Origin of the sequence: Haemophilus pittmaniae, from assembly GCF_900186995.1 — a bacterium.
Lineage (GTDB): Bacteria > Pseudomonadota > Gammaproteobacteria > Enterobacterales > Pasteurellaceae > Haemophilus_D > Haemophilus_D pittmaniae.
In genome coordinates this window covers 1,523,569-1,545,247 of record NZ_LT906463.1, presented here as the reverse complement: position 1 = coordinate 1,545,247, position 21,679 = coordinate 1,523,569, and the positions used below count along the sequence as shown (strand labels likewise).

21 protein-coding genes, 1 tRNA gene and 1 other RNA gene are annotated in these 21,679 nt (G+C 42.3%); 3 read left to right on the top strand and 20 right to left on the bottom strand.

What is annotated here, in order from left to right:
* Positions 1–31: 31 nt before the first annotated feature.
* Together CKV74_RS07520 and CKV74_RS07515 are read right to left on the bottom strand one after the other, a co-directional pair.
* Positions 32–1,792 carry an ABC transporter ATP-binding protein/permease gene (locus CKV74_RS07520; RefSeq protein WP_095176960.1) on the bottom strand — a complete coding sequence of 587 codons (1,761 nt, stop codon included), beginning with the start codon at positions 1,790–1,792 and terminating at the stop codon, positions 32–34.
* Positions 1,793–1,879: 87 nt separating this feature from the next.
* Positions 1,880–1,969 (bottom strand) — tRNA-Ser (locus CKV74_RS07515).
* A gap of 170 nt (positions 1,970–2,139) precedes the next feature.
* On the opposite strand from CKV74_RS07515, the gene CKV74_RS07510 reads away from it, so the two are divergent.
* Positions 2,140–2,802, top strand: a complete 663-nt coding sequence (locus CKV74_RS07510; RefSeq protein WP_007241425.1) for a Bax inhibitor-1/YccA family protein — start codon at positions 2,140–2,142, stop codon at positions 2,800–2,802.
* Between the two features lie 56 nt (positions 2,803–2,858).
* On the opposite strand, the gene CKV74_RS07505 is transcribed toward CKV74_RS07510, so the two are convergent.
* Together CKV74_RS07505 and CKV74_RS07500 are read right to left on the bottom strand one after the other, a co-directional pair.
* Positions 2,859–3,407 carry a KdsC family phosphatase gene (locus CKV74_RS07505; RefSeq protein WP_007241415.1) on the bottom strand — a complete coding sequence of 183 codons (549 nt, stop codon included), beginning with the start codon at positions 3,405–3,407 and terminating at the stop codon, positions 2,859–2,861.
* 1 nt (position 3,408) lies between these two features.
* A complete protein-coding gene (locus CKV74_RS07500) occupies positions 3,409–4,344 on the bottom strand; it encodes a KpsF/GutQ family sugar-phosphate isomerase (protein WP_095176959.1) in 936 nt (311 codons plus the stop codon).
* 146 nt (positions 4,345–4,490) lie between these two features.
* Here CKV74_RS07500 and rnpB point away from each other — a divergent pair.
* Positions 4,491–4,868, top strand: an RNA gene (gene rnpB, locus CKV74_RS07495) — RNase P RNA component class A.
* Positions 4,869–5,077: 209 nt separating this feature from the next.
* Here rnpB and CKV74_RS07490 read toward each other — a convergent pair.
* From CKV74_RS07490 to CKV74_RS07480, 3 genes are read right to left on the bottom strand one after another with little or no spacing between them, the layout of a single operon-like run.
* On the bottom strand, positions 5,078–5,539 hold the full coding sequence (locus CKV74_RS07490; protein ID WP_007241414.1) for an outer membrane lipoprotein: 462 nt from the start codon (positions 5,537–5,539) through the stop codon (positions 5,078–5,080).
* 26 nt (positions 5,540–5,565) lie between these two features.
* Positions 5,566–5,868: a hypothetical protein gene (locus CKV74_RS07485; protein WP_007241452.1), complete on the bottom strand. Its 303-nt coding sequence runs from the start codon at positions 5,866–5,868 to the stop codon at positions 5,566–5,568.
* Positions 5,869–5,872: 4 nt separating this feature from the next.
* On the bottom strand, positions 5,873–6,442 hold the full coding sequence (locus CKV74_RS07480; RefSeq protein WP_095177150.1) for a VOC family protein: 570 nt from the start codon (positions 6,440–6,442) through the stop codon (positions 5,873–5,875).
* Positions 6,443–6,540: 98 nt separating this feature from the next.
* Here CKV74_RS07480 and argS point away from each other — a divergent pair, with 98 nt between their 5' ends.
* Positions 6,541–8,271: an arginine--tRNA ligase gene (gene argS / locus CKV74_RS07475; protein WP_095176958.1), complete on the top strand. Its 1,731-nt coding sequence runs from the start codon at positions 6,541–6,543 to the stop codon at positions 8,269–8,271.
* Positions 8,272–8,341: 70 nt separating this feature from the next.
* On the opposite strand, the gene CKV74_RS07470 is transcribed toward argS, so the two are convergent.
* The 13 genes from CKV74_RS07470 to CKV74_RS07410 form a co-directional block, all read right to left on the bottom strand.
* Positions 8,342–9,112: an ABC transporter ATP-binding protein gene (locus tag CKV74_RS07470; protein ID WP_007241458.1), complete on the bottom strand. Its 771-nt coding sequence runs from the start codon at positions 9,110–9,112 to the stop codon at positions 8,342–8,344.
* 20 nt (positions 9,113–9,132) lie between these two features.
* The gene (locus CKV74_RS07465; RefSeq protein ID WP_039847713.1) at positions 9,133–10,104 is read right to left on the bottom strand and encodes a FecCD family ABC transporter permease; all 972 of its coding nucleotides are present in this window, start codon (positions 10,102–10,104) and stop codon (positions 9,133–9,135) included.
* Between the two features lie 23 nt (positions 10,105–10,127).
* Positions 10,128–10,703 (bottom strand): L,D-transpeptidase family protein, encoded by a 576-nt coding sequence (locus CKV74_RS07460; protein ID WP_007241439.1) that lies wholly within the window; start codon positions 10,701–10,703, stop codon positions 10,128–10,130.
* A 10-nt stretch (positions 10,704–10,713) separates the two neighbouring features.
* A complete protein-coding gene (locus tag CKV74_RS07455) occupies positions 10,714–11,511 on the bottom strand; it encodes a TroA family protein (RefSeq protein ID WP_007241437.1) in 798 nt (265 codons plus the stop codon).
* 82 nt (positions 11,512–11,593) lie between these two features.
* A complete protein-coding gene (locus CKV74_RS07450; protein ID WP_095176957.1) occupies positions 11,594–13,534 on the bottom strand; it encodes a TonB-dependent receptor plug domain-containing protein in 1,941 nt (646 codons plus the stop codon).
* A gap of 229 nt (positions 13,535–13,763) precedes the next feature.
* Positions 13,764–14,081 carry a c-type cytochrome gene (locus tag CKV74_RS07445; RefSeq protein ID WP_007241440.1) on the bottom strand — a complete coding sequence of 106 codons (318 nt, stop codon included), beginning with the start codon at positions 14,079–14,081 and terminating at the stop codon, positions 13,764–13,766.
* 3 nt (positions 14,082–14,084) lie between these two features.
* A complete protein-coding gene (locus CKV74_RS07440) occupies positions 14,085–14,564 on the bottom strand; it encodes a TlpA family protein disulfide reductase (RefSeq protein WP_007241457.1) in 480 nt (159 codons plus the stop codon).
* The gene (locus CKV74_RS07435; RefSeq protein WP_095176956.1) at positions 14,554–15,225 is read right to left on the bottom strand and encodes an ABC transporter ATP-binding protein; all 672 of its coding nucleotides are present in this window, start codon (positions 15,223–15,225) and stop codon (positions 14,554–14,556) included. Before CKV74_RS07435 ends, CKV74_RS07440 begins: the two co-directional genes overlap by 11 nt.
* 1 nt (position 15,226) lies before the next feature.
* Positions 15,227–16,360: an ABC transporter permease gene (locus CKV74_RS07430; protein WP_007241461.1), complete on the bottom strand. Its 1,134-nt coding sequence runs from the start codon at positions 16,358–16,360 to the stop codon at positions 15,227–15,229.
* Entirely contained in the window at positions 16,347–17,687 is a 1,341-nt protein-coding gene (locus CKV74_RS07425; protein WP_007241477.1) for an ABC transporter permease, read from the bottom strand. Before CKV74_RS07425 ends, CKV74_RS07430 begins: the two co-directional genes overlap by 14 nt.
* On the bottom strand, positions 17,687–19,081 hold the full coding sequence (locus CKV74_RS07420; protein WP_095177149.1) for a Fe-S-containing protein: 1,395 nt from the start codon (positions 19,079–19,081) through the stop codon (positions 17,687–17,689). The genes CKV74_RS07425 and CKV74_RS07420 overlap by 1 nt, the downstream gene beginning before the upstream one ends.
* Before the next feature lie 71 nt (positions 19,082–19,152).
* Entirely contained in the window at positions 19,153–19,674 is a 522-nt protein-coding gene (locus CKV74_RS07415) for an iron transporter (protein ID WP_007241472.1), read from the bottom strand.
* Positions 19,675–19,685: 11 nt separating this feature from the next.
* Positions 19,686–21,659: an FTR1 family iron permease gene (locus CKV74_RS07410; RefSeq protein ID WP_007241487.1), complete on the bottom strand. Its 1,974-nt coding sequence runs from the start codon at positions 21,657–21,659 to the stop codon at positions 19,686–19,688.
* Between the last annotated feature and the right edge of the window lie 20 nt (positions 21,660–21,679).

Sequence of the window (21,679 nt, the reverse complement as noted above, 5' to 3'; positions counted from 1 at the left end):
GTAGCGTTTGGATGTCACATTTTGCTGAGGATTACAAACGACAAACAGCCAAATCCAACCGTTTATTATGGAACGGATAAAGCGTGCTACGATGTCCTACGCTTAAAATAATCATCTGTGGCAAGCGTGCTTTGATGGTTTGGTATAGCAGTTGCTCAGTTGGTTCATCCAAGGCCGAAGTTGTTTCATCCAAAAAGACAACTTCTGGGCGACTTAACAGAATACGGATAAATGCCACCCGTTGTAATTCTCCCGGAGACAAAATAGCCTGCCAATCATTTTCATCATGAAGTGCCGGTAAATATTTTTCTAAACAACAATCGCGCATCGCTTGCACTAATTCTTGATGCGATGGATTTAACGCCGGATAACAAATGGCATCACGCAACGTACCTTGTGGCATATAAGGCCGTTGCGGTAAAAACAAGGTGCCACTACAAGGATGCTCCGCCAATCCTAAGGTTTCAAACGGATAAATGCCGGCAATTGCTTTTAATAACGTTGTTTTGCCCGTTCCGGATGGCCCTTGAATTAACAACGCATCCCCGGCTTCTAAGGTGAGATTAATATTATTGAGCAGAATCGCGCCTTGCTCATCTTTCACGCCAAAGTCATGCAACGCCACTCGGTGGGCACATTTACTTGGTTGAGTCACCGCATTCGCATCCAATTCGTCCAATTTACTTAAGAAACCATGCAAACGATTAAGACGAGCTTGATAGAGGGTAAACTCCTCATAAAACAAACGGAAAAAGGACAAGGCAGTCATTAAGCGATTAAAGGCCTGCACCGTTTGGTGCATATCGCCCAATTTAATTTGCCCGCTAAAGAAGCGCGGTGCCTGTAGCATCAATGGTAACAGCTTCGCCACGCGGGTTACCCCACCGTTAAAGCCATCCAATCCAAGCATCCGCAACACAATAGCCCAACGGTTATGGATAATGTCACGAAACTTCTGCTGCAACAGCTGCCCTTCACGAGGTTCTCCTTGGTAAAAAGCAATACTTTCTGCATTATCACGCACCCGAATTAACGAATAACGGTAGTCACCGTTAAGTTTTTCCTTGTTGAAATTTAGTTTGATTAACGGATGACCAATCCATACTGACATCAGCGTTGCGAAAATAATAAAGGCATAAATAAAGAACACTACGCCCTTTTCTATATTCAATCCGAATAGGCTCAGTACACCGGATAGCGACCATAAAATAATAGTGAATTCAATTGTAGTGAGAATCGCATTAATCATGCCGCGCACAATTTGTACGGTGCTGGCGATAAATTCGCGGGCATCTTGCTCAATCCGTTGATCGATATTATCGGGCAATTCTCTTTCATATTTCAGCCGATAATATTTTTTGTTTTCTAACCAACGTTGTACCAACACCGCATTCAGGCTTTCCAACCAGCGTATTTGGAATAATTGCTGCAAAAAGTAATCGACAATGGTATGCAACACCTGAACTCCCACCAACAGTGCATTCAGCTTGGCAAAAAACCAGAATTTATCGGCATCCAGCTCTTGCATTGAACTGTATAACCCATTGTAGAAGAAGCTGTTTAACACGCTAAAACGAACTTCTAACAGCACCATCATAATCAGTAGCAATAATAAACCACCAAATTTTAGAATATTGCCGCGATGCAAGGAAGGGCGCACAATTCGAGCAAATTTACGCCCGAATTCAGTGCGACTAAAAAGTCCGATAGTGATAAAAAAGCCTAGAATAATCCAAGCAAAGGCTTGCAAAAGCCATGCAAAACTAGAATTGAGTTCGGTTTGCCAGGTCATAAATCTCCATTAGCGAACTAACAGGCCCGAGACACAGGGCGATTAAAAATGAAGAAAAAACCGCGGGCTTGCCACGGTTGAGAGAATTGGCGGAGGAAGAGGGATTCGAACCCTCGGAAGGGTTGCCCCTTCGCCGGTTTTCGAAACCGGTGCCTTCAGCCTCTCGACCATTCCTCCGAGTGCGGGCTAGTATAGCGAATTGACTTTTGATGTAAATAAGAATTTATCGCTTTTAGCATGGAAACAATTGATTTCCCGACAATAAATCCACCGCTGGCCATTGACTTTTTAAGCTACTGCCATTACTTTACCAGAGTTATTTTACTCATTATAAATAAGGAGCATTTATGCAATCTCGTCTTATTGTTGAATCTCAAGAAGCTTCCTTGCTAAGCACCCACAAGGTGTTACGCAATACCTACTTCTTGCTGGGATTAACAATGGCTTTTTCGGCTGTCGTCGCCTATCTTTCCATGGCGCTAGATCTGCCTTATCCAAATCTTATCGTGTTACTGGTTGGTTTTTACGGTTTACTGTTCTTAACCAATGCATTAGCCAATAGCGCTTGGGGGATCTTGTCCGCCTTCGCCTTTACCGGTTTCTTAGGTTATACCATTGGGCCAATCCTTAATATGTATGTTGCCCGTGGTATGGAAGATTTGATTATGTTATCTTTCGCCGGCACAGCAATCGTCTTCTTTGCTTGCTCAGCCTATGTAATTACTACGAAAAAGGATATGTCCTTCTTAGGCAGTGCGATTTTCGCCCTATTCATCGTGTTGTTATTAGGTATCGTTGCCAGCTTCTTCTTCCAAATTCCGGCATTAGCAGTAGGTATTAGTGCGTTGTTCGTTATTTTCTCAACCATGACTATTTTGTATGAAACCAGCAATATCATTCATGGTGGCGAAACCAACTACATTCGCGCAACCGTCAGTATTTACGTGTCAATCTATAACCTCTTCTTGAGCTTATTAAGATTGCTTTCCATCTTCTCTAGCCGCGATTAATTTCCGGTAATAAAAAACGCGCTTTAGATAAAGCGCGTTTTTTTATTGCAGAAAAACTATTGCCCCATATTAGTCACGGAATGTAAAAAGCCCTGCGCCGAGCGATACACTGCATCTTTGCCCTGAGCTTTTAAAATCATATCCGACATTTCCCGAACTGCTCCACGGCCACCACCTAGTTTTAAGACATAATCAGCTTGAGATTGCACATAATCGGCAGCATCAGCCACAGCAAAAGATAAACCACATACTGCAAAAGCCGGCAAATCAACACTGTCGTCACCAATATAGGCTGTTTGTTCGGGCTGCACGCCGGCCAAATGCATCAACTCAAAACAGGCACTTTCCTTTTCTAATTTACCTAAAAAGAACAAAGGGATTTTTAAATCATCGATACGTTTACGCAACACTGCAGAATCACGTCCCGATAAAATTGCCACCTGAATACCTGCATCCATCAGCATCTTAATGCCAAGGCCATCGCGCACATGAAAGGATTTAATCGCTTCGCCTTGCGCATCATAATGCAATAAACCGTCCGTCAGCACACCGTCGACATCACAAATTACCAATTTGATCTGTTGTAATTTCGTTTCTAAATTCATATTAACTCGCAAATTCAATTAATCCGACAACATCATCCGCATCGTTTACCACAACCAATGAGTGAATTTTTAACTGTTTCATTAAATCTTCCGCTTCGCCGATGAAGGCGTCCTGATTGATAGTTTTTGGTTTGGAGGTCATCAAGTCGCGGGCGCATTTTTGTAACGTAGCAGCTCCGTTAGCCGTCAAAGCGCGACGAATATCGCCATCGGTAATAATGCCCATCAATTTGTGATTTTCCATTACTAAGGTCAAGCCCATCCGCCCTTCGTTCATAATGCTTAAACAATCGGTAAACGGTGTAGTTAATGCACTAACCGGTAAACGACTTTGCATTTGATCTTTCACACGAGTTAATAAACGACGACCAAGACTGCCACCTGGATGGAATTTGGCGAAATCCGCCGGTTTGAAATCACGTGCGGTAATTAAGGCAACCGCCAAAGCATCTCCCAATGCCAAGGTCACCAAAGCAGAAGTCGTTGGGGCCAAATTATTCGGACACACTTCCCGCTCTACTGCAATATTCAGCACATAATCGGCATGGGTAGCCAAGGTAGATTGCGGATTTGCGGTTAACGCGATAATTTTATTACCGAAATTTTTTAAGCTCGGGATTAGTTTATTTACATCATCGGTTTCCCCACTGTAGGAAATCAGCATCACCACATCCACCGCTTTAAGCATACCTAAATCGCCGTGAAAAGCCTCTGTCGGATGCAAGAAAAAACTTGGCGTGCCGGTTGAGGCAAAGGTCGCCACCATTTTCTTACCAATCAATCCTGATTTGCCAATTCCGCCAATCACTAAGCGGCCTTTGCAGTGCAAAATCAATTCAACGACACGGCAAAATTCATCATCTAAACGCGCCCCCAGCTGGGACAATGCGGTCTGCTCTACCGCTAAAGAATTTCGGGCAATTTGTAAGTAATCCATTGCGTCTCCTGCAAAGTTCGTCATGTTTGGCTCAGGCTGCTGCACAAAGCCATTTCTACCGCTCAAATCGGCGCTCATTCTAGCGGAAAAGGCTGCAAAAAAGAAATCTTATTGACCTCAGTCTCCTTTCTCCCTATACTGCGCGCCGAGTTGGTTAGGCAATCGCCGGTTTATTGAAGCCCTTATCGTGGCAACACGAAAAAAAGCGGGACAAATAGACGGGAGGAAAGTCCGAGCTACAAAGGGCAGAGTGCCGGATAACGTCCGGGGGGCGCGAGCCTACGACCAGTGCAACAGAGAGCAGACCGCCGCGTAAGCGGTAAGGGTGAAAGGGTGCGGTAAGAGCGCACCGTGCCGCTGGTAACAGTGTGCAGCAGGGTAAACTCCACTCGTAGCAAGACCAAATAGGGATCCAATGGGTGGCCCGCCCAGGATTCGGGTAGGTTGCTTGAGCGGCGAAGCAATTCGTCGCCTAGATGAATGATTGTCCACGACAGAACTCGGCTTATCGACCAACTCACCTCTTTTTTAATCCACTCCGCAAGTTATCTTGCAGAGTGGATTTTTGCTTTAAACGCCCTATCAAAAATCAAAATTTTTCCAAAAACAAAGTATAACCTATTGATTTTATTAACATTCGGTTAAAAAAGATTTTTTATTGAATAAAGCCAATCGCCACCCAAATAAATAAAAAAAGCGGGCTTCTAAGCCCGCTTAATTTGAATAAAGTTAGTTACAGAACGGAAACGTTCAAGGAAGAACCGCCAACGATTCTAACTCGACGACCAGCAACAAAATTCGGATCGGCTTTTTGCACCACCACAATTTGTTTACCGTTATCCTTACGAATAACTAGTTCGGCCGCATTTACTTGGCTGGCTTTTTCTTCTACCTTGCTACCTACAACCGCACCGGCAATTGCACCAACGGCTGTTGCCAATGCCTGACCAGTACCACCACCAACGGTGCTACCAGCGATACCGCCCAATGCACCGCCACCGATAGTACCGATGACACCCGGGTTATCCGCTTGGATTTTCACCGGACGAACCGATAAAATTGTACCATAGCTAATAGAACGGGCTTCTTTCGCCTGATCTGCAGTATATACGTCGCCGCTAAAAACGTCGGTATTGGCACAGCCGGTTACACCCAAAGCTACTAAAAGCGCCAATGCTACTGTCATTTTTTTCATAACGAACTAACCTCTAAATAAGGATATTAGATAGGATTTCTTGGTGACCAAGTAGAAATGTTTTTCACACCTTTACCGTCGTCGGATACTTTCACACAAGCACCAACCACCAAAGTTGAGTCGTAAGGAACAACCACTTGTTCAAGTTCACCTTCTGGTTTGAAAGAACAGTTATTTTTACGAATAGTTAATTCCAAGTTTTCGCCTTGATATTGGCTGAAAAGAACTTGACCTTTGTAAGCGTTGCCATTTTGTTGCTGGTTATTGGAAGAACAGGCAGACAAGCTTAAACCGGCTAACACGGCCATTGCCAATGCTAATTTTTTCATTGTGCTAAACCTCGAGTATTTTCTTTAGAGTATAGGGGTGAACCTTTATGCAGGTGTGATTTATTGTTTTATCGGCAAAACCGACTGCAATCGACGGATTCGGCAGGCGTTCGCCAGCCACCTTAGGTTCGCTAACTTTTACGGTTAATTGATGTAAATCCTTCCACAAAAAAAGATTGTTAATCCGATTTATCCATTGTTCCGTCGACTCATTGGCTAAAAACGGCATCACAATCTCGATATGCTCCCAAGTTTCTTGAGGATATTGCTTATCTTTGGGAAAGGGTAACTCAATAATATCCACCGCTTGTGCGGCAAATTGAAGCGGTTTATCCAACTGAACAATATAGATAGGCCGCCCATTAACGATATTATCGCTCAGGATTCTACCGTACTTTGTCAGTGCTGTCAGCCAATTTTTCGCTTTTTCCGTACTGTTTGCCCGCAATGCCAAGTGGTCAATTTGATAATCAGCCAAATTCACCCCCATGGTTTGCGCCAGCTGTAAAACTTTCTCTTCAAATTCGGCCAATGGGGTTAAAAAAAGAGAAAGATTTTCGGTATTTTGCGGCATTTTCAACTCTCCTGCTTTGCGAAAAAAGGCAAAAGAAAGTATCATAGCCGCCTATTTTTGTCACCCGAAATCAATCTATTTAGTCAGTAGGAAAAACAGTGAATATTCAATCCATTTTAGCCGATAGAATCCAACAGGCCATGATTGCGGCCGGAGCCCCTAAAGATGTAGATCCTCTAGTGCGTCAATCCGGCAAACCGCAATTCGGCGATTATCAGGCCAACGGTATTATGGCAGCCGCCAAAAAATTGGGCAAAAACCCACGTGAATTTGCGCAAAGCGTCTTAGAACACACTAAACTTGACGACATTACCGAAAAAACCGAAATTGCCGGCCCCGGCTTTATCAACATCTTTTTAAATCCTAACTGGCTTGCGGCTGAAGCCGAATTAGCCCTTAAAGATTCCCATTTAGGCATCTTCAATACTCATCCGCAAACAGTAGTCATTGACTACTCTTCTCCGAATGTAGCAAAAGAAATGCACGTCGGCCATTTGCGTTCAACCATTATCGGCGATGCGGTAGCTCGTACTTTGGAATTCCTAGGCAATAAAGTGATCCGCGCCAACCATGTGGGTGACTGGGGAACCCAATTCGGCATGTTGATTGCCTATTTGGAAAAAATGCAAAACGAACACGCCAGCGAAATGGAATTGCAGGACTTAGAAGCATTCTATCGTGAAGCCAAAAAACATTATGACGAAGATCCGGCGTTTGCCGAAAAAGCGCGTAATTATGTGGTGAAATTGCAAGGTGGTGATGAATATTGCCGTGCCATGTGGAAAAAATTGGTGGATATCACCATGCAACAAAACCAACGAAACTATGATCGTCTCAATGTCACCCTGACTGATAAAGATGTGATGGGCGAAAGCCTATACAATCCAATGTTGCCTGGAATCGTGGCTGATTTAAAAGCGCAGGGACTGGCCGTTGAAGATGATGGTGCCTTAGTGGTTTATTTAGATGAATTCCAAAATAAAGAAGGCAATCCAATGGGCGTAATCGTGCAGAAAAAAGATGGAGGTTTCCTCTACACCACCACCGATATCGCTGCTGCAAAATACCGTTTTGAAACTCTGAACGCTGATCGTGCATTAGTCTTCTCCGACAGCCGCCAAAGCCAACATATGCAACAAGCTTGGTTGATCACCCGTAAAGCAGGTTATGTGCCGGATGACTTCTCCTTAGAACATAAAAACTTCGGCATGATGCTCGGCAAAGATGGAAAACCGTTTAAAACCCGTAGTGGTGGCACCGTAAAATTAGCTGATCTCTTAGACGAAGCCGTTGAACGTGCCGGTGTCTTAATTAATGAGAAAAATGCCGACTTAAGCGATGAAGAAAAAGCCCGTGTAATTGATGCGGTGGGTATCGGAGCTGTGAAATATGCCGATTTATCGAAAAACCGCACCACCGATTATGTCTTCGATTGGGACAATATGCTGAGCTTTGAAGGCAATACTGCGCCTTATATGCAATATGCCTACACCCGTATCCACTCCATTTTCACTAAAGCTGATGTGGATCTGAATAGCCTTGCCGAAGCACCAATTTTGTTAAACGATGATAAAGAACGTGCTTTAGCGGTGAAATTATTGCAATTTGAAGAAGCGGTGAGTGGTGTTGCTAAAGAAGGTGCTCCGCATATTCTATGTGGCTATTTATATGAATTAGCCGGCGCATTCTCTTCCTTCTATGAGCATTGCCCAATTCTCAATGCAACCGATGAAGTCAAAGCAAGCCGCTTAAAACTGGCTTTACTCACTCAACGTACCTTAAAACAGGGCTTGGATTTACTCGGTATTAAAACCGTTGAGAAAATGTAATCTGATAAAAAACCGCCGAAATGGCGGTTTTTTATTCATCCCTAATAAAATCAATGACTTACGATTGATTTTAAGAAAAACTTTGATTTTCTAAGGGGCGTTCTCCCTTATCACATTTTTCAATATGGCTGATTTGACGATGCAGTGGATCAATCTGCGCCCGAATGCCAAACGCTTGAGCCAAGTTTTCAGCAGTTAATACCGCCTCCGTCGAACCAGCTGCCAGCAAATGACCTTTCTGCAATAAAATGATCTCATCACAAAAACGATAAGCCAATTCCAAATGATGAATGGCAATAATACAGCTTTGCTGCGGCGTGAGTGACTTCAGCCGGGTTAAAATATCCAATTGATAATAGGGATCGAGTGCCGCAATAGGTTCATCGGCAAGTAACCAAGGTGCTTTTTTAATACAGCAACGCGCTAATTGTACGCGCGCCTTTTCACCGCCCGATAATTGACGGAAAGGTTTATGTAATAAGGACGCTAGGGAAAATTGCTGGGCGATACCGATGATTTCCGCCTGTGCTTTAGCTGCCGGCAGCGCTTGCGTTAATCCCAGGGAAATCACCTCTTGCACATCCAGATCCCAGTGAATTTGACTATCCTGCGCTAAATAGGCGATTTGTTGATTACGCTCTGCAGCATTCATCGTACTCAACGGACGTCCTGCATAATAAATCTCCCCTGAGGTTGGCGGCAAAATACCAGCCAAGCTTTTCAATAAGGTGGATTTGCCGGCACCATTACCTCCCATAATGCCGATCAATTTGCCTTGTGGGATTTGGCAGCTTATTTCTTGGAGTCCGTAAGGTCGGCTTAATTGTTTGATTTCAATCATCTTATTTTCTGTGCTCCAGGCTAAGCCGCTAATTTGCGCTGTTCTGTTAATAAAATCCAAATCAGGCAAGGCGCACCGATAATGGCGGTCAATGTGCCGATATAAATATGCGAGAACAGTGGAATATAGAGCACTGCCAAATCGGCCAATAACAGTAATAAAGCACCAATTAAGGCGCTGCTAAGATAAAGCTGTGAAGGACGTACTTTCAATACAATACGCGCTATATGCGGTGCAATGAGTCCAATAAAACCGATACTACCGGTTTGCGGTACAGTTGCCCCCACCAATAATGCAGCGCCAAGAGTCGTAATAAAGAAGCCACGTTTCGGATCAACACCCATAGTGCCCGCCGTTTCTTCGCCAAAGGTCAGCAAATCTAAATAACGACGCTGGCTATAAAGACAAAGGAGTCCCACCAACGCAATGGGTAAGGACATCAATAAGGTATCCAATCTAGCCCACATCAATGAACCCTGCAGCCAGCGATATAGCTCCGCCAATGCCCAAGGACTTTGCGCATTAGACAGTAACAAGGCAATTGCTGCACCCAATAGCATATTTACAGCCAAACCGCTTAGAATCATCATCGTAGTGCCGTAATTTTTGGCAATTAAATACACTAGCAAAAAACTCACTAAAGCCCCGCATACTCCGCCCACTAACAACAACGAAAACGGTACGGCGAAATAATAGAGAATAAACACGCTGGCTGCCGTAGCACCCGCACTACTACCGAGTAATCCAGGGCTGGCTAACGGATTTTGAAAAATGCCCTGCATCGCATTACCGGCAATTGCCAGACTCGCCCCGGTCAATAAGGCCAAACCAATACGCGGAAAACGAATATCCCACAGTACCATCGAACGCATATCCGTAAGCACACCATCTGCATTTTTAAGCTGCGTAAAATCACCGAGTTGGTGATAGAGCGCCAAGGCGATAACGAGTATTAAAAGTAGCCCAAGTAAAGGGTTAAGATATCTTTTCATTTAAAGTACATTTTTGTGAGCGTTTAAGGACGAATATCAATTTCCGCATTATCCACCACGGCTTTGAAGAGCTCATCAATTTCTTCATTGGTTACGGCAATACAGCCATTCGTCCAATCTTTACGTAGATGTTGACGCCCAATATCAAATAATTTATTGGATAAACCATGAATCTTAATTAATCCACCCGGGGATTTTCCTTGAGATAGCGCATAAGCTTTGTCTTCAACATTCGGGTATGAGATGCCCAAATTTTTGTGATAAGCACTATTAGGATTTCGTTCATTAATGCGATAAATACCTTCCGGTGTTTTCTTATCACCCTCAAATTGCTTATGTCCGATAGGCGATCCGCCGAGGGCAATCGGGTAAATCTTCACTAATGTCTCTTGATTATATGCCCACATCTGGCGTTTGCTTTTGATCACCAGCAAACGGGTAATAGGCGTATTTTCAGGCAACGGCTGGGTATTTAACACCAGTGGCTGTGCCTCTTTTTCCCCGATTAAGATCTCATCGGGCATAGGGTTAAATTGTGAAAATATTAGCCCCGCTAAAATTCCGATAAACACCAATGAGATGAATATGAATTTCTTCATTTAAAATTTCCTAATGTGAAGATGCATGATATTGATAATAAATCTTCTCCGCCCCTTGCCATACTCCGTGATCAAAGCAATAGGTATATTTCATCGGAATGCTCATAAGCGGTTGATTCTTGAAAAAATCTTGCAACATTGGATGTTGCAATAGTTCGGCTTGCGCATTGTAACCTTGTTTATCAGTCAACAGAATTAGCACATTAGGTTGGCTTAAAATTACTTTTTCTAACGAAAAATTTTGCGCTGTAAGTGGTGTTTTTAACGGTGTTAAGCCAAGCAAATGCAAAAGCACGGGATATTGAGGATAATCGCTTTCCACCACGCCCGTTTCCGACAAAATCAATGTATCGGTTAACGGTCGATTGAGTTGAAAATGTTGTGCGCGCAATTTTGCCACTAAATCAGCAGCCTTTTGCTCGTTCCCCAGTTGCTTTCCTAATTCTAGAATCAGCGCGAATAGCTCTTCGGGCGTTTGTGGGCTGTCATTAATCGGAATAATTTTCACACCGAGTTTTTTCAGCTCTGCTACCAATTGTGGATAAAAGGTTTCGTTAATCAGAATAGTTTTATCCAAATAGGGTAACAACGCCGTTAATTGTGGCTCTAACTCAGGTTTATCAGTGTTGAGCTTATCCAACATCATCAATGGATTTCGAGAATACGGCGACTGCGCAGCAATTTGCGAAGGTTCAGCAAGTTCGCGAAGCAATCGATCACTACACAGCGTAAGAGAAACGAATTGTTCCTCGGCCTGAGCAATAAATGGCAGGAAAAGCGCGGTTAGAATTAAACGAATCAGTCTCATAAATGCAAGATGCGTGGATTTAAAAAATCCACGCACACTGTAAAAGGTGTGTGAATTACTAACAATTCACACATTATCAAGATTAGAACGAGCCTTTCAATCCAACGTAAACATTACGCCCATCTTGGCCATAGCCTAGAAGGTTTTCATATTTTTTGTCGAATATATTGTTCAAGTTTGCGTAAATCGTTAAATTTGGAATCACTTGATAATTCACGCCCAAGTTTGCCAAGGTGTAAGCTGGCATTTTGGTACGCAGTGGATAGGTTCCGATACGTTTACCAACATAAGAAAGACTCACATCGGCACCCCATTTTTCAGTGATTTGATAGGCTACCCCTGCATTCGCAGTGTGTTTTGGACGATAAGCCACTTCAATGCCATTATTGTTTTTCGCACGCGTATAGGTGTAGTTAGTGTAAGCGGTCAAATTTTCAGTTAGTTTTCCGTTATATGCCACTTCTACGCCTTTGATTTTTGTAATGCCTTCTGAATTCACTGAACGAGAAACCGCATTCGGCCATAGCCCCGTTGTTTCGGTCTTAATTAAGCGGTCAACATTACGTCCAAAGTAAGTGATATCTAGGCTGTGCGCTTTGTCATTAGTTTCAATTAATAAACCTACATCACCGCCACGACTGCGTTCAGGTTTTAAATCAGAGTTGCCAATAAAGCTTCCACTCCAGCCATAAAACTCAGTAATGGTTGGATTTTGGATAGCAGTCCCTAAACTTGCGTGGGCTTTGAAGTTTGGTGATAAACGATAATTCCCCGAAATACGCCCGGTCCAGGCATTTTCATATTGTGAACTGCTGTTGTAACGTCCGCTTACGGTAAAACTGTGATCTGCTTCAGTAAACAAACGATACTCTGCAGCCACACTTCTTTCAGTTAATTTTTTATTTTGGAAACTAGCATAAGATGATCGGCCATCATAATGAGTATTTTGATATTCCGTTAAGAAGCTCACACCTTGTTTTACATCACCTTCACGATCAAAATTCACATCTAATTGATAGCTGGCATTGAGTTTTTTACCGTCATAATAGCTATTGTTGTTGCTTTCTGTGGTGTCACTATCGGTTTTAACGTGGCTCACGGTGAGTTTATTTTTGAATAATTCTTCATCGCTACCGATATATCCACTGAGTTTAAACAGGGTTTCACGTGTGCGGGTGTAGCTATCTGAGTTTGGGTTAATTTCAAGAAAACGACCATTGCTAAAGGAATAGCCATCGTAATGCCCGGTTTGTGAAGCGTGTGAAGCTAACACTTCGATACCTTTATCGCCTACATCGTAGCCTAAGCGAACAGAGCTATTATCGCGGTGGAATTTGTCTTTTTCGACCGCTCCACCGGTGCTAAATGCTGTGCCATTTTCAGCGGTGTAATGGAAGGTATTGGAGCTAATGGCTGAAATACCACGAGTGCGGTGACTATCGCCATGCACGGAATAATAGAAACCACCATTACGTCCTGAAACAGTAATAGAAGCATCACGGGTACGGTGTGAACCTGTGCCAAAATCGAAATCTAGGTTAAAAGGCTTGTCTTTATACAATCCACTTTTGGTGGTGATATAAATGACACCGCCCATCGCATCGCTTCCCCAAAGGGCTGATTGCTCACCGCGTAATACCTCAATACGTTCAATATTGCTTAATGATAAACCACCAAAATCATAGCCATAGCCTGTCGCAGGATTCACCTTTACACCATCAATAATTACCGCGGTGTGATTCGCTTCAGAGCCACGAATAGAGAAATTAGTTAATGCTCCACGTCCGCCATAACTAATCATTGAGACACCAGGCACGGTTTTCAACACATCGCTCACATAAGTGGCATTGCGTTGTGCAAAATCTTTTTCGGTTAAAACGGTAACGGAAGATGCTGTTTGGGTGGCTTTCACCGGAACTGCATAGGCAGATTGCACGATAATTGGTTCTAGTTCAGTTTCAGAAGCTGCCACTGCAGCAAAAGGTACGCACAAAATTGCGCAAGTAATTAAATTCTTTTTCATTGGATTCCTAAATTAATGATTAGATTAAAAGGCGCGGTATTATACAACAATAACGCCCCTAATTTAGGGGCGCTAAGGCGAAAGTTACTCATATTGAGCATGAATAGATTTGATACTGCAGGAGCAAACGCCCCATCGAAAAACAAAGTTTTGCCTAAAATAGATGCTAACCCATTGATTTTATTAGGGTTACCTTTAAAAACTCTTTTTCCGAGCAAAACCGTTGATTTTATTTACTTTTCAGCTGCGGAATATATTCGCTTAAAGCCCGGATATCCTCATCAGTTAAGCGATTTTTGGCCGGATTACCGACTCCACCGGCCACGACACCATCACGCCGTTCGGTAAGCGATTTGCTAATGGTCGCGGAATCAAGCTGATTAATATGACGAGACTCCCCCATAGCCGCTTTTTCCGCTTGTTTACCATGACAGGTTGCGCAACTGCGTTTATACAGTTTTTCGGCTTTGCTCATATCAATTTCGGCATGCGCGCTAATGGAAATGCCGAAAAGGCCGATAAGTAGAAAGTAAATTGATTTTTTCATCGTTTATCCTGCAAATAATTTATCCAGTTCTGCCGGTGGAATGGCGCCTTCGTATTTGGCTTGAATTTTACCATCACTATCAATCACAAAGCTGGTTGGCGTTCCCACCAATTGATAACGCTCGGCAGTGATTTTTAATTGATCTTTAATTACCGGTAAGGTCAGTTGGCGTTTCTCCACCACAACCTTGGTATCCACTTTGTCACCATCGACATTAATGGCGATCAATTGAACCTTATTGGGATGCGCCTCTGCCAGTTTTTCGAATTCTTTTAATTCGGCAACGCAGCGACCACAGGTTTCTGACCAGAAAGTAAGTAAACGAGTGCCTTTCCAGTCACTCAATTTGACTTCTTTCCCCTGTAAATCATAGGCGGCAAGATCCGGCGCTTTGTGGCCGATAGTGGCGACTTCATCTTTACAAGAAACCGCACCAAACATAATCGCACCGATTGCGAATAGTTTTAATAATTTATTTTGCATGAACTTCCTCTTTGACAAATTTGCCATGGTGTAAATAAATAATACGATCGGTTAATTCCCCGAGTTCCGGATTGTGTGTGACCATTACAATGGTTCGACCTTGACGATTTAGCTCTTGCAATAAATCTAGCACTAAGGCTTCATTTTTTTCATCAAGATTACCGGTTGGTTCATCGGCAAAAATAACCGGTGGCTGATTAACTAACGCCCGTGCAATACAAACCCGTTGCTGTTCACCACCGGATAATTGACTTGGCCGGTGATCAAAACGGTGTCCTAATCCCACTTGTTCAAGTACCGCTTTAGCTGAAGCTTCATCGATCACGCTGTGATAGTGCTGAGCCAACATGACATTTTCCAACGCGGTTAAATAAGGGATTAGGTGAAATTGTTGGAAAACCAACCCGATCTTTTCCGCACGAAAACGTTGACGACCAACTTCATCCAACTGCGCAGCATCCACGCCATCTAAAATGACTTTACCTTCACTGGCGGTATCTAAGCCAGTCAGAATATTCATGAGTGTGGTTTTACCCGAACCCGATGCTCCCATGATTGCAATAAACTCACCTTGGCGAATTTGAATATTAATATCTTCTAAAGCAGTGACTTGCCCGAATCGTTTATATAAATGTTGCGTTTCAATCACAAATTCACTCATTTTATTCCCCTTTTAACACATTTGCGGTTTGAATATTTAAAGCTCGTTTGGTTGGTACAATCACCGCAATAAAGGCAACCAATAACGATAAGATAATAGTAATAGGAATCACCGGCAGACGCATATCAATATAAGATTTGAATACGGTTAATCCAAGTAATTGTGCCAAGATGTAGCCGAGAATCAGGCCCGCGACAATTGCACAGAGTGCAATGATCAGAATTTCGGTACTAATTTGCTTAATGATGTCACTTTGTTTTGCACCTAAGGCTTTTTGCAGTGCAAATTCTTTTGCTCGCTCACCAACAATAGCAATCAATGTGGTATTCACACAAAGGGTGGCGAGAATCAAAATGACTAATGAAATTAAGCCCATCAATCCTTTGATTTTATCTAAAATCTGCCCTTCAGACGCTGAGACTTTTCGAATTGGGCGGGCGGTTAGATCGGGTTGGCGTTGCATAATATCCTGCGCAAATTGTGCGACGTTACCTTGTTCATTTTTCACATTGAGCAAGGCATTGTTTGCCAATCCTTCTTTATCTAACCAACTTTGTGCAAATTCTAAGCTAACGATTAACATATTGTCTGTGGCATCGCCTGCCTCAACTATCGCTTTAATTGTGAATTCATGTTTTTCAACAGAATTTTTAGAAAGCTTTAATTTACTTCCAACGCCTAAATTAAGGCGTTCAGCTAAAGTTTTGCCAATCATGGCATTACGATCGTCAAAATTGACATTAATAGCTGACCCGGTAATTTGCCAATAAGGCGCGAGAACATGCATATCTTCAAACCACACGCCCATAATAACGATTTTTTCTAAATCACTTCGCGCTACGCCATATAAATAAGGGCTGGCTGCTGTGATGAAATTATCCGGTGCATGATGAAGAATTTGCTTTAATTGGCGCTCTTTCATCAAACCACCATTGGCCGCACCAATGTAAAAGTTTGCCCCAAAAGTACGGAGCTCTTGGCTCATTTTGGTATTAATATCAAAATATACTGCTGCCATTGCGGTCACAATAGACGCACCGACAGTCAACGCAGAGAAGATAATAAATACCCGTTGTAAACGTAGGCGTAATGCTTGGAAGATTAAACGCCAAAACATACTTTTATTGGCGGCCATACAGCACCTCCACAGGGTAAAGTTTGGCAATACGATGGGCTGGGAACCAAGTGCCCACTAAGGCAATCAGAATGGAAAGTACCAATACACAAGGAACTACAATCCATGCAAAACTAAGTGGTACCCCAAATAGAGCTGCACCAATAAATCGGGCCAATCCCCATCCAGCGATACAGCCGAGCAAACCGCCGATTAACGCACTGATAATCGCTTCACAATAGAATAATAAAGCAATTTGCCATTGGTATGCGCCTAAGGCTTTCATTAAGCCAATTTCTTTTGAGCGTTCGATAATTCCCGTACTCATCAATGAAGCAATACCCATGGCTGCAGCAATTAGAGCCGCCAGAGTCACCACTGCAAGCAACAACTGAATTTTCCCGATGACCACGCCTTCTGATGCGGCGACCTGCCAAATTGGACGCACGATAGCTCCGGAAATTGCTTCTTCTAATTGATGAGAAATGGAAGAAACATAAGCTGTACAATACCAACGGTCGTACTCTTCCGCATCCAAGGCATCCGTATTAGCTCGAGCCTTACGGGAAAGATCGTTTTCCGGTACTGTCAGAGCAGAAACTTTGAAAGATTGAATTTTGCCTTCCAATCCTAGTAGCTTTTGTACTGCACTCAACGGCATAACCAATTGATTATCTTCCGTACCACCGGTGGATAACACACCTTTAATTTCTACCGCCGTTTGATTATCAAGCTCATTATTTTGGTAATGAAGACGAATGTGATCGCCTTGTTTTAAACCGGTTCGTTGAGCTAATTGTTCACCAATCAGTGCTGGAATAAATTCACCTTCCGGTGTTTCCAGATCATCAACCCATTCACCTTGTACATGCCAATACGGGCTAATGATTTTTTGGCCTGTATGGTAATCATCTTCATCCGGTACGGGAATATGATGATCAAAAAACGTGCCGAGAATATTAATCTGTTCAACCGCCGTTTTTTGAGAACCCTCTTTTGTAGCGGCGATCTCTGCTTTCACATCTGCACTTAATAACGGAGCAAATCCCACAATGTTATTTCGCCAGAAAATATCTTTAATATTTGGCAGTTCTTTCTCATCCAAGAAATCTTGGCTACTTAAATCGACATTATGGCTGAGCTCATCCGGCAATGCGGCATTGCTGGCAGGCTCGACTAAAATATTGGCACCATAGGATTTTAACTCCTTGGCCATTTTATCGCCGATATCAATCGAAACCGCCAACAATGCGGAAACTAACCCTGCAGCAAGGAAAATAGTGATGACGGCGAGTAACTTACGCTTAATACTAAAGCGCCAAGACTGAAACAACATTCTTGCCAGCATTATTCCTCCTTACCTAAATATTTTTCAGGATCATCACGGAATAAATCCAGATTTTTCTCATTTTCAAAGAAATACGTTCTACCTTCATAGCTGTACTTATGTTCGGTATGAGTATTTTTCATTTTGGCACCACTAATTGGATCCTTGACCTCGATTTCTACAATGGTGCTAAATAAATTTAAGCCCTCTTCTAAATTCGAACGATTAATTAAAATTTCACTTTCAGTTTGCTGCCAATCTTCAATCGGCACAGGATTACAGCCGCCAGGTTTACCAATAGACGGAATAAACATATGTACTCCGCAACCAACGCAGATAACCTGGTTATCCTGCATTACATAGCCTTGGTCGCCACACAGCAAACAGGCATCAAAGACCACCGCCAGGCTTAATTTATCGGCTTGACGATTAATTACAAAAAAGCGAACTGCTTTTCCATCATCAGCAATCCAAACAAAACGATGTAATTTACCGTCTTTTACCTGTTCAATCGGGATATGAATTTGTTGTTTATCATCTAAATTTACCGCCATAGCTTCGGATAATTGTGGCGGTTTGGACGCGACTTCTTGCCAATACAGTTGCACACTCAAGACAGTTAATGTAGCCAATAATCCCCATCCTAAAATCCGTCCGGAATTTCGTAAAGCGGCCATTTTTTTCCGTTTATCGATAGCATCATCGCTAGCCTGTAATTGTTTTTTACGTAACAAATGGATTTTTGAATAAAATAACAACAGACTAAGCCCTAACAATAAGGCTACAAAATAATTAGTACGGAAAGTAAGCTCAGCAGATTTAGCAACCAAACTTAAACGTAATTTAGTGAGTTCTAAAACCTGTAGCTTCATAAAGCTTAGTAATACTTCGCCAAGCAAAGGTAACAGCAGATAAATTAATAGTAAGCCAAACAATCCATAAAATAGACGAACCGATTTCATTTGGCTTTGTTCTGCTTGTCCACATAATAAATAAAGCCAACCCTGTAGGCACAAACAAAACATAAAAGCAAAAACTACCGCACTTAATTGCAAAATCGTATCAGTATTAATGATATCGTTTGAAATTAATGCGGAAATATTAGGATCCTTTGCCCAAAAGGTAGCAGCGATAAACATTAATATCACCTGCCAAAATGCACTAAATCGACCGCGGGCAAAGAGCATAAAAAAGCCGAAAATAACTAATAAAACCAAGAATACACTGCTACCCACCAATTGAACTTGTTGCCCAGCCGGTAGGTTTAAACGGAATAAGAGACCACCAATAAAGGCAAAAAGGCTAAGCCAAATCACTTTTTTGGCACTTATCGGATAATGTTTATTTTGATAGATACCGAGTAGTAGGCTAAAAGGGAGTAAAGCTTGTAGTAAAAAAGTAAAAAAGTAATTCATAACCAACCAATAAAGCAAACTGAAAATAAAAGAGAAAACCTGCGTTACCACAGGTTTTCTCTCCAAACCGCTTATTTGATACCGGTGAATTTAAATTCATAATTCACATCAAAAGGTTTCCACCAACGTCCAACGCCGGTTTCAGGATCGGTATGACGGTGCATACCTGCTTTTGATGGAGGATCGATATGATAGGTTAATTTATAGTTACCTGCGCCCATCATTTTTACGTTTGCCCCATAGTGTGGACCATCACCAGCCACCATTGGCATAAAGGTACCTTCTTGTTTTTCACCGGTATCGGTATTGACTAAGGTGTAATTGATGGTTAAGTAAGGCATCCATTCACCATCGCCAAAACCGTTTTTATTTCCTTTAACAGCATGAATATCCGCCTCTAAGTGGATATCAGATTTAGCTGCCGGCAAGCCCATACCACGTGGCTCCATGTCAACAGGTTTTAAATATACTGCGGCAATTTCCATTTCATTCATGGTGACAGCTTCACCAATCGGATATTCTTGGAATGCATTAGCGGTTGATGCGGCAAAAATACCGGCAAGTAAACCTGCAGCTAAAAGTGTTTTTTTCATTTTAATTCTCCTTAATGGACTATGGTAGATTTTTGTGTTTTTGCTTTTGTATCAGCTTCTGCTTCTACTTGAACTTCTGTTTTTGCTGCCTTTTGGCCTTGATATTTCATAATAAACAAAGCAACTATCGCAGCGGCAACTAAAACTAACTGTGGCACCAAGGTTTCTACGTAAGGATAAATACCTAACCAGGAAATTTCAGGTACACGACTAATTAAGGTAGGCTCAAACAGTTTACCCTCAATCAGCTCTAAAACGGATTTGCCGGCAAAGACAAAGGCCATTAAATACATAAAGCTACCGGTAAACATAAAGAATGGCTTGAGTGGTAGTTTTACTACGGTATAACGCATCACGAAATAACTGATAGCCAATAATACCGAGCCTACAGCAATACCGGCGAAAAGATAAATGTAACTAACCGCATTTTTGGCATCGCCCACTAACGCATAGTAAAAAAGAACGGTCTCAGCCCCTTCCCGATAAACCGCAAGGAAGCTGGTTAACCACAATCCGATCAATGAGCCTGTTGTCAGGGCCGTAGAAAGTTTTCCTTCTAAATAGCGCTTCCAGTTTTGAGCCTCAACTTTAGAAAGTAGCCAATAGCTCATCATAAACAACATCACAACCGCAAAAATCATTGTAAAGCCTTCTAATAGCTCACGATTTTGCCCAGAGTTTTCAAAGATAAGTTGGAAGATAAAAGCTGTAACCACACTCGCTGCTAATGCAACATAAACCGACTGACGAATGACTGGCAATTTATCCTGATGATTATTTTTCACTAAATAGGCCACAATTGCTGCAACAATGAGTAAAGCTTCCAAACCTTCGCGGAGGATAATCAACAAACTATACAGGAACATTGACCAATCACTTTGCGATTCGCCTTGTAACATATCAACGGCTTTAGCCAAATTTTGTTTAAGCCCATCGGCCTGAGCCTGTAACTGATCTCCTTGCTCTGCTTTCATTAAACTATGTAAACGGGTAAAGTAACCTTCTAACTCTGCTTTAAAGTTACTATCACGAGAGCCCACTTTATTTTCCATACCGCTATTTTCAAACACATCAAAATAAGTGCTCTGTACGGAAAGAATAGCCTTCTTGGTCTCCCCCTGCTGATATAACTCAATCGCCTGTTGGATACGTTGGTTCACTTCATCAGCGACCTTACTCCAATCTTGCTCAGGTTGGTTATCGGCTGCGATTTGTGCATTATCCGATTGAATATTTTGCTCCTCCCGGGTGGTCGGTAAGTTAGGCAAATTCTCTTCAATATTTTGTAGTAATTGGGTACTTTGGTAGCCTAATTCTGTAATTTGTTCAGGTTGCTCACTTAAACGAATAAGATTATAAAACTGCTGATTAATCGCGGCAGATGTTTCAGAGGAACGATTCTGGCGAACGGACATCTCCATTTCAGAATTTTTATAGCCATCATATTGGGCTTGTTGGAAATATTTTTTAGCATTGGCAAGGTCGCCATTCTGATAAGCCTCAATACCTTTCGCAATCAAATCATCAATGGTTTTAAAGCTTTGTTGCCAATACGGGGCAATATCTTGATTGTCATACACGCCATGTTGACCATCAGCATTGAGTTGATGTCCTTCAATTAAGGAAGGCAAGACTTCCTGCAATTCATTTTTTAACTGATTAATTTTAGCCTGAATTTCTTGTTGCGATTTGCCTTCGCCAATCATCTTGCGAATTTCGCCAAAAGTCGCTTCCATCTGATAGCTTTTTTGTGCTGAAAAATTGATACGAATTGGACCTTCTAAATTTTCAAACACTTCAAAATAAGCCATTTGAACTTCAGTACGGGCATCATCGGTATTCCCTTGTTGAATCAATTGTGCCGTTTTATCCAAACGAGCAGTAATATCATCAACCCATTGTTGGTAGTTATCTTGCGCTAAGGCAAAGGGAGAAAGGATAAAAATAAGGGTAAATAAAAAATAGCGAATACTACGAGTAGACATTGCTCATGACTCCAAATGAA

Bases quoted from the DNA above. Each gene is read 5' to 3' on its own strand.
- CKV74_RS07480 (WP_095177150.1), bottom strand. From the start codon at position 6,442: ATGCCGCAAAATACCGAAAATCTTTCTCTTTTTTTAACCCCATTGGCC.
- CKV74_RS07520 (WP_095176960.1), bottom strand. From the start codon at position 1,792: ATGACCTGGCAAACCGAACTCAATTCTAGTTTTGCATGGCTTTTGCAA.
- CKV74_RS07440 (WP_007241457.1), bottom strand. From the start codon at position 14,564: ATGCAAAATAAATTATTAAAACTATTCGCAATCGGTGCGATTATGTTT.
- CKV74_RS07445 (WP_007241440.1), bottom strand. From the start codon at position 14,081: ATGAAAAAATCAATTTACTTTCTACTTATCGGCCTTTTCGGCATTTCC.
- CKV74_RS07430 (WP_007241461.1), bottom strand. From the start codon at position 16,360: ATGGCCGCCAATAAAAGTATGTTTTGGCGTTTAATCTTCCAAGCATTA.
- CKV74_RS07450 (WP_095176957.1), bottom strand. From the start codon at position 13,534: ATGAAAAAGAATTTAATTACTTGCGCAATTTTGTGCGTACCTTTTGCT.
- CKV74_RS07510 (WP_007241425.1), top strand. From the start codon at position 2,140: ATGCAATCTCGTCTTATTGTTGAATCTCAAGAAGCTTCCTTGCTAAGC.
- CKV74_RS07410 (WP_007241487.1), bottom strand. From the start codon at position 21,659: ATGTCTACTCGTAGTATTCGCTATTTTTTATTTACCCTTATTTTTATC.
- CKV74_RS07465 (WP_039847713.1), bottom strand. From the start codon at position 10,104: ATGAAAAGATATCTTAACCCTTTACTTGGGCTACTTTTAATACTCGTT.
- CKV74_RS07470 (WP_007241458.1), bottom strand. From the start codon at position 9,112: ATGATTGAAATCAAACAATTAAGCCGACCTTACGGACTCCAAGAAATA.
- CKV74_RS07460 (WP_007241439.1), bottom strand. From the start codon at position 10,703: ATGAAGAAATTCATATTCATCTCATTGGTGTTTATCGGAATTTTAGCG.
- CKV74_RS07425 (WP_007241477.1), bottom strand. From the start codon at position 17,687: ATGCTGGCAAGAATGTTGTTTCAGTCTTGGCGCTTTAGTATTAAGCGT.
- CKV74_RS07420 (WP_095177149.1), bottom strand. From the start codon at position 19,081: ATGAATTACTTTTTTACTTTTTTACTACAAGCTTTACTCCCTTTTAGC.
- CKV74_RS07415 (WP_007241472.1), bottom strand. From the start codon at position 19,674: ATGAAAAAAACACTTTTAGCTGCAGGTTTACTTGCCGGTATTTTTGCC.
- CKV74_RS07455 (WP_007241437.1), bottom strand. From the start codon at position 11,511: ATGAGACTGATTCGTTTAATTCTAACCGCGCTTTTCCTGCCATTTATT.
- CKV74_RS07435 (WP_095176956.1), bottom strand. From the start codon at position 15,225: ATGAGTGAATTTGTGATTGAAACGCAACATTTATATAAACGATTCGGG.
- CKV74_RS07500 (WP_095176959.1), bottom strand. From the start codon at position 4,344: ATGGATTACTTACAAATTGCCCGAAATTCTTTAGCGGTAGAGCAGACC.
- CKV74_RS07490 (WP_007241414.1), bottom strand. From the start codon at position 5,539: ATGAAAAAAATGACAGTAGCATTGGCGCTTTTAGTAGCTTTGGGTGTA.
- CKV74_RS07505 (WP_007241415.1), bottom strand. From the start codon at position 3,407: ATGAATTTAGAAACGAAATTACAACAGATCAAATTGGTAATTTGTGAT.
- CKV74_RS07485 (WP_007241452.1), bottom strand. From the start codon at position 5,868: ATGAAAAAATTAGCATTGGCAATGGCCGTGTTAGCCGGTTTAAGCTTG.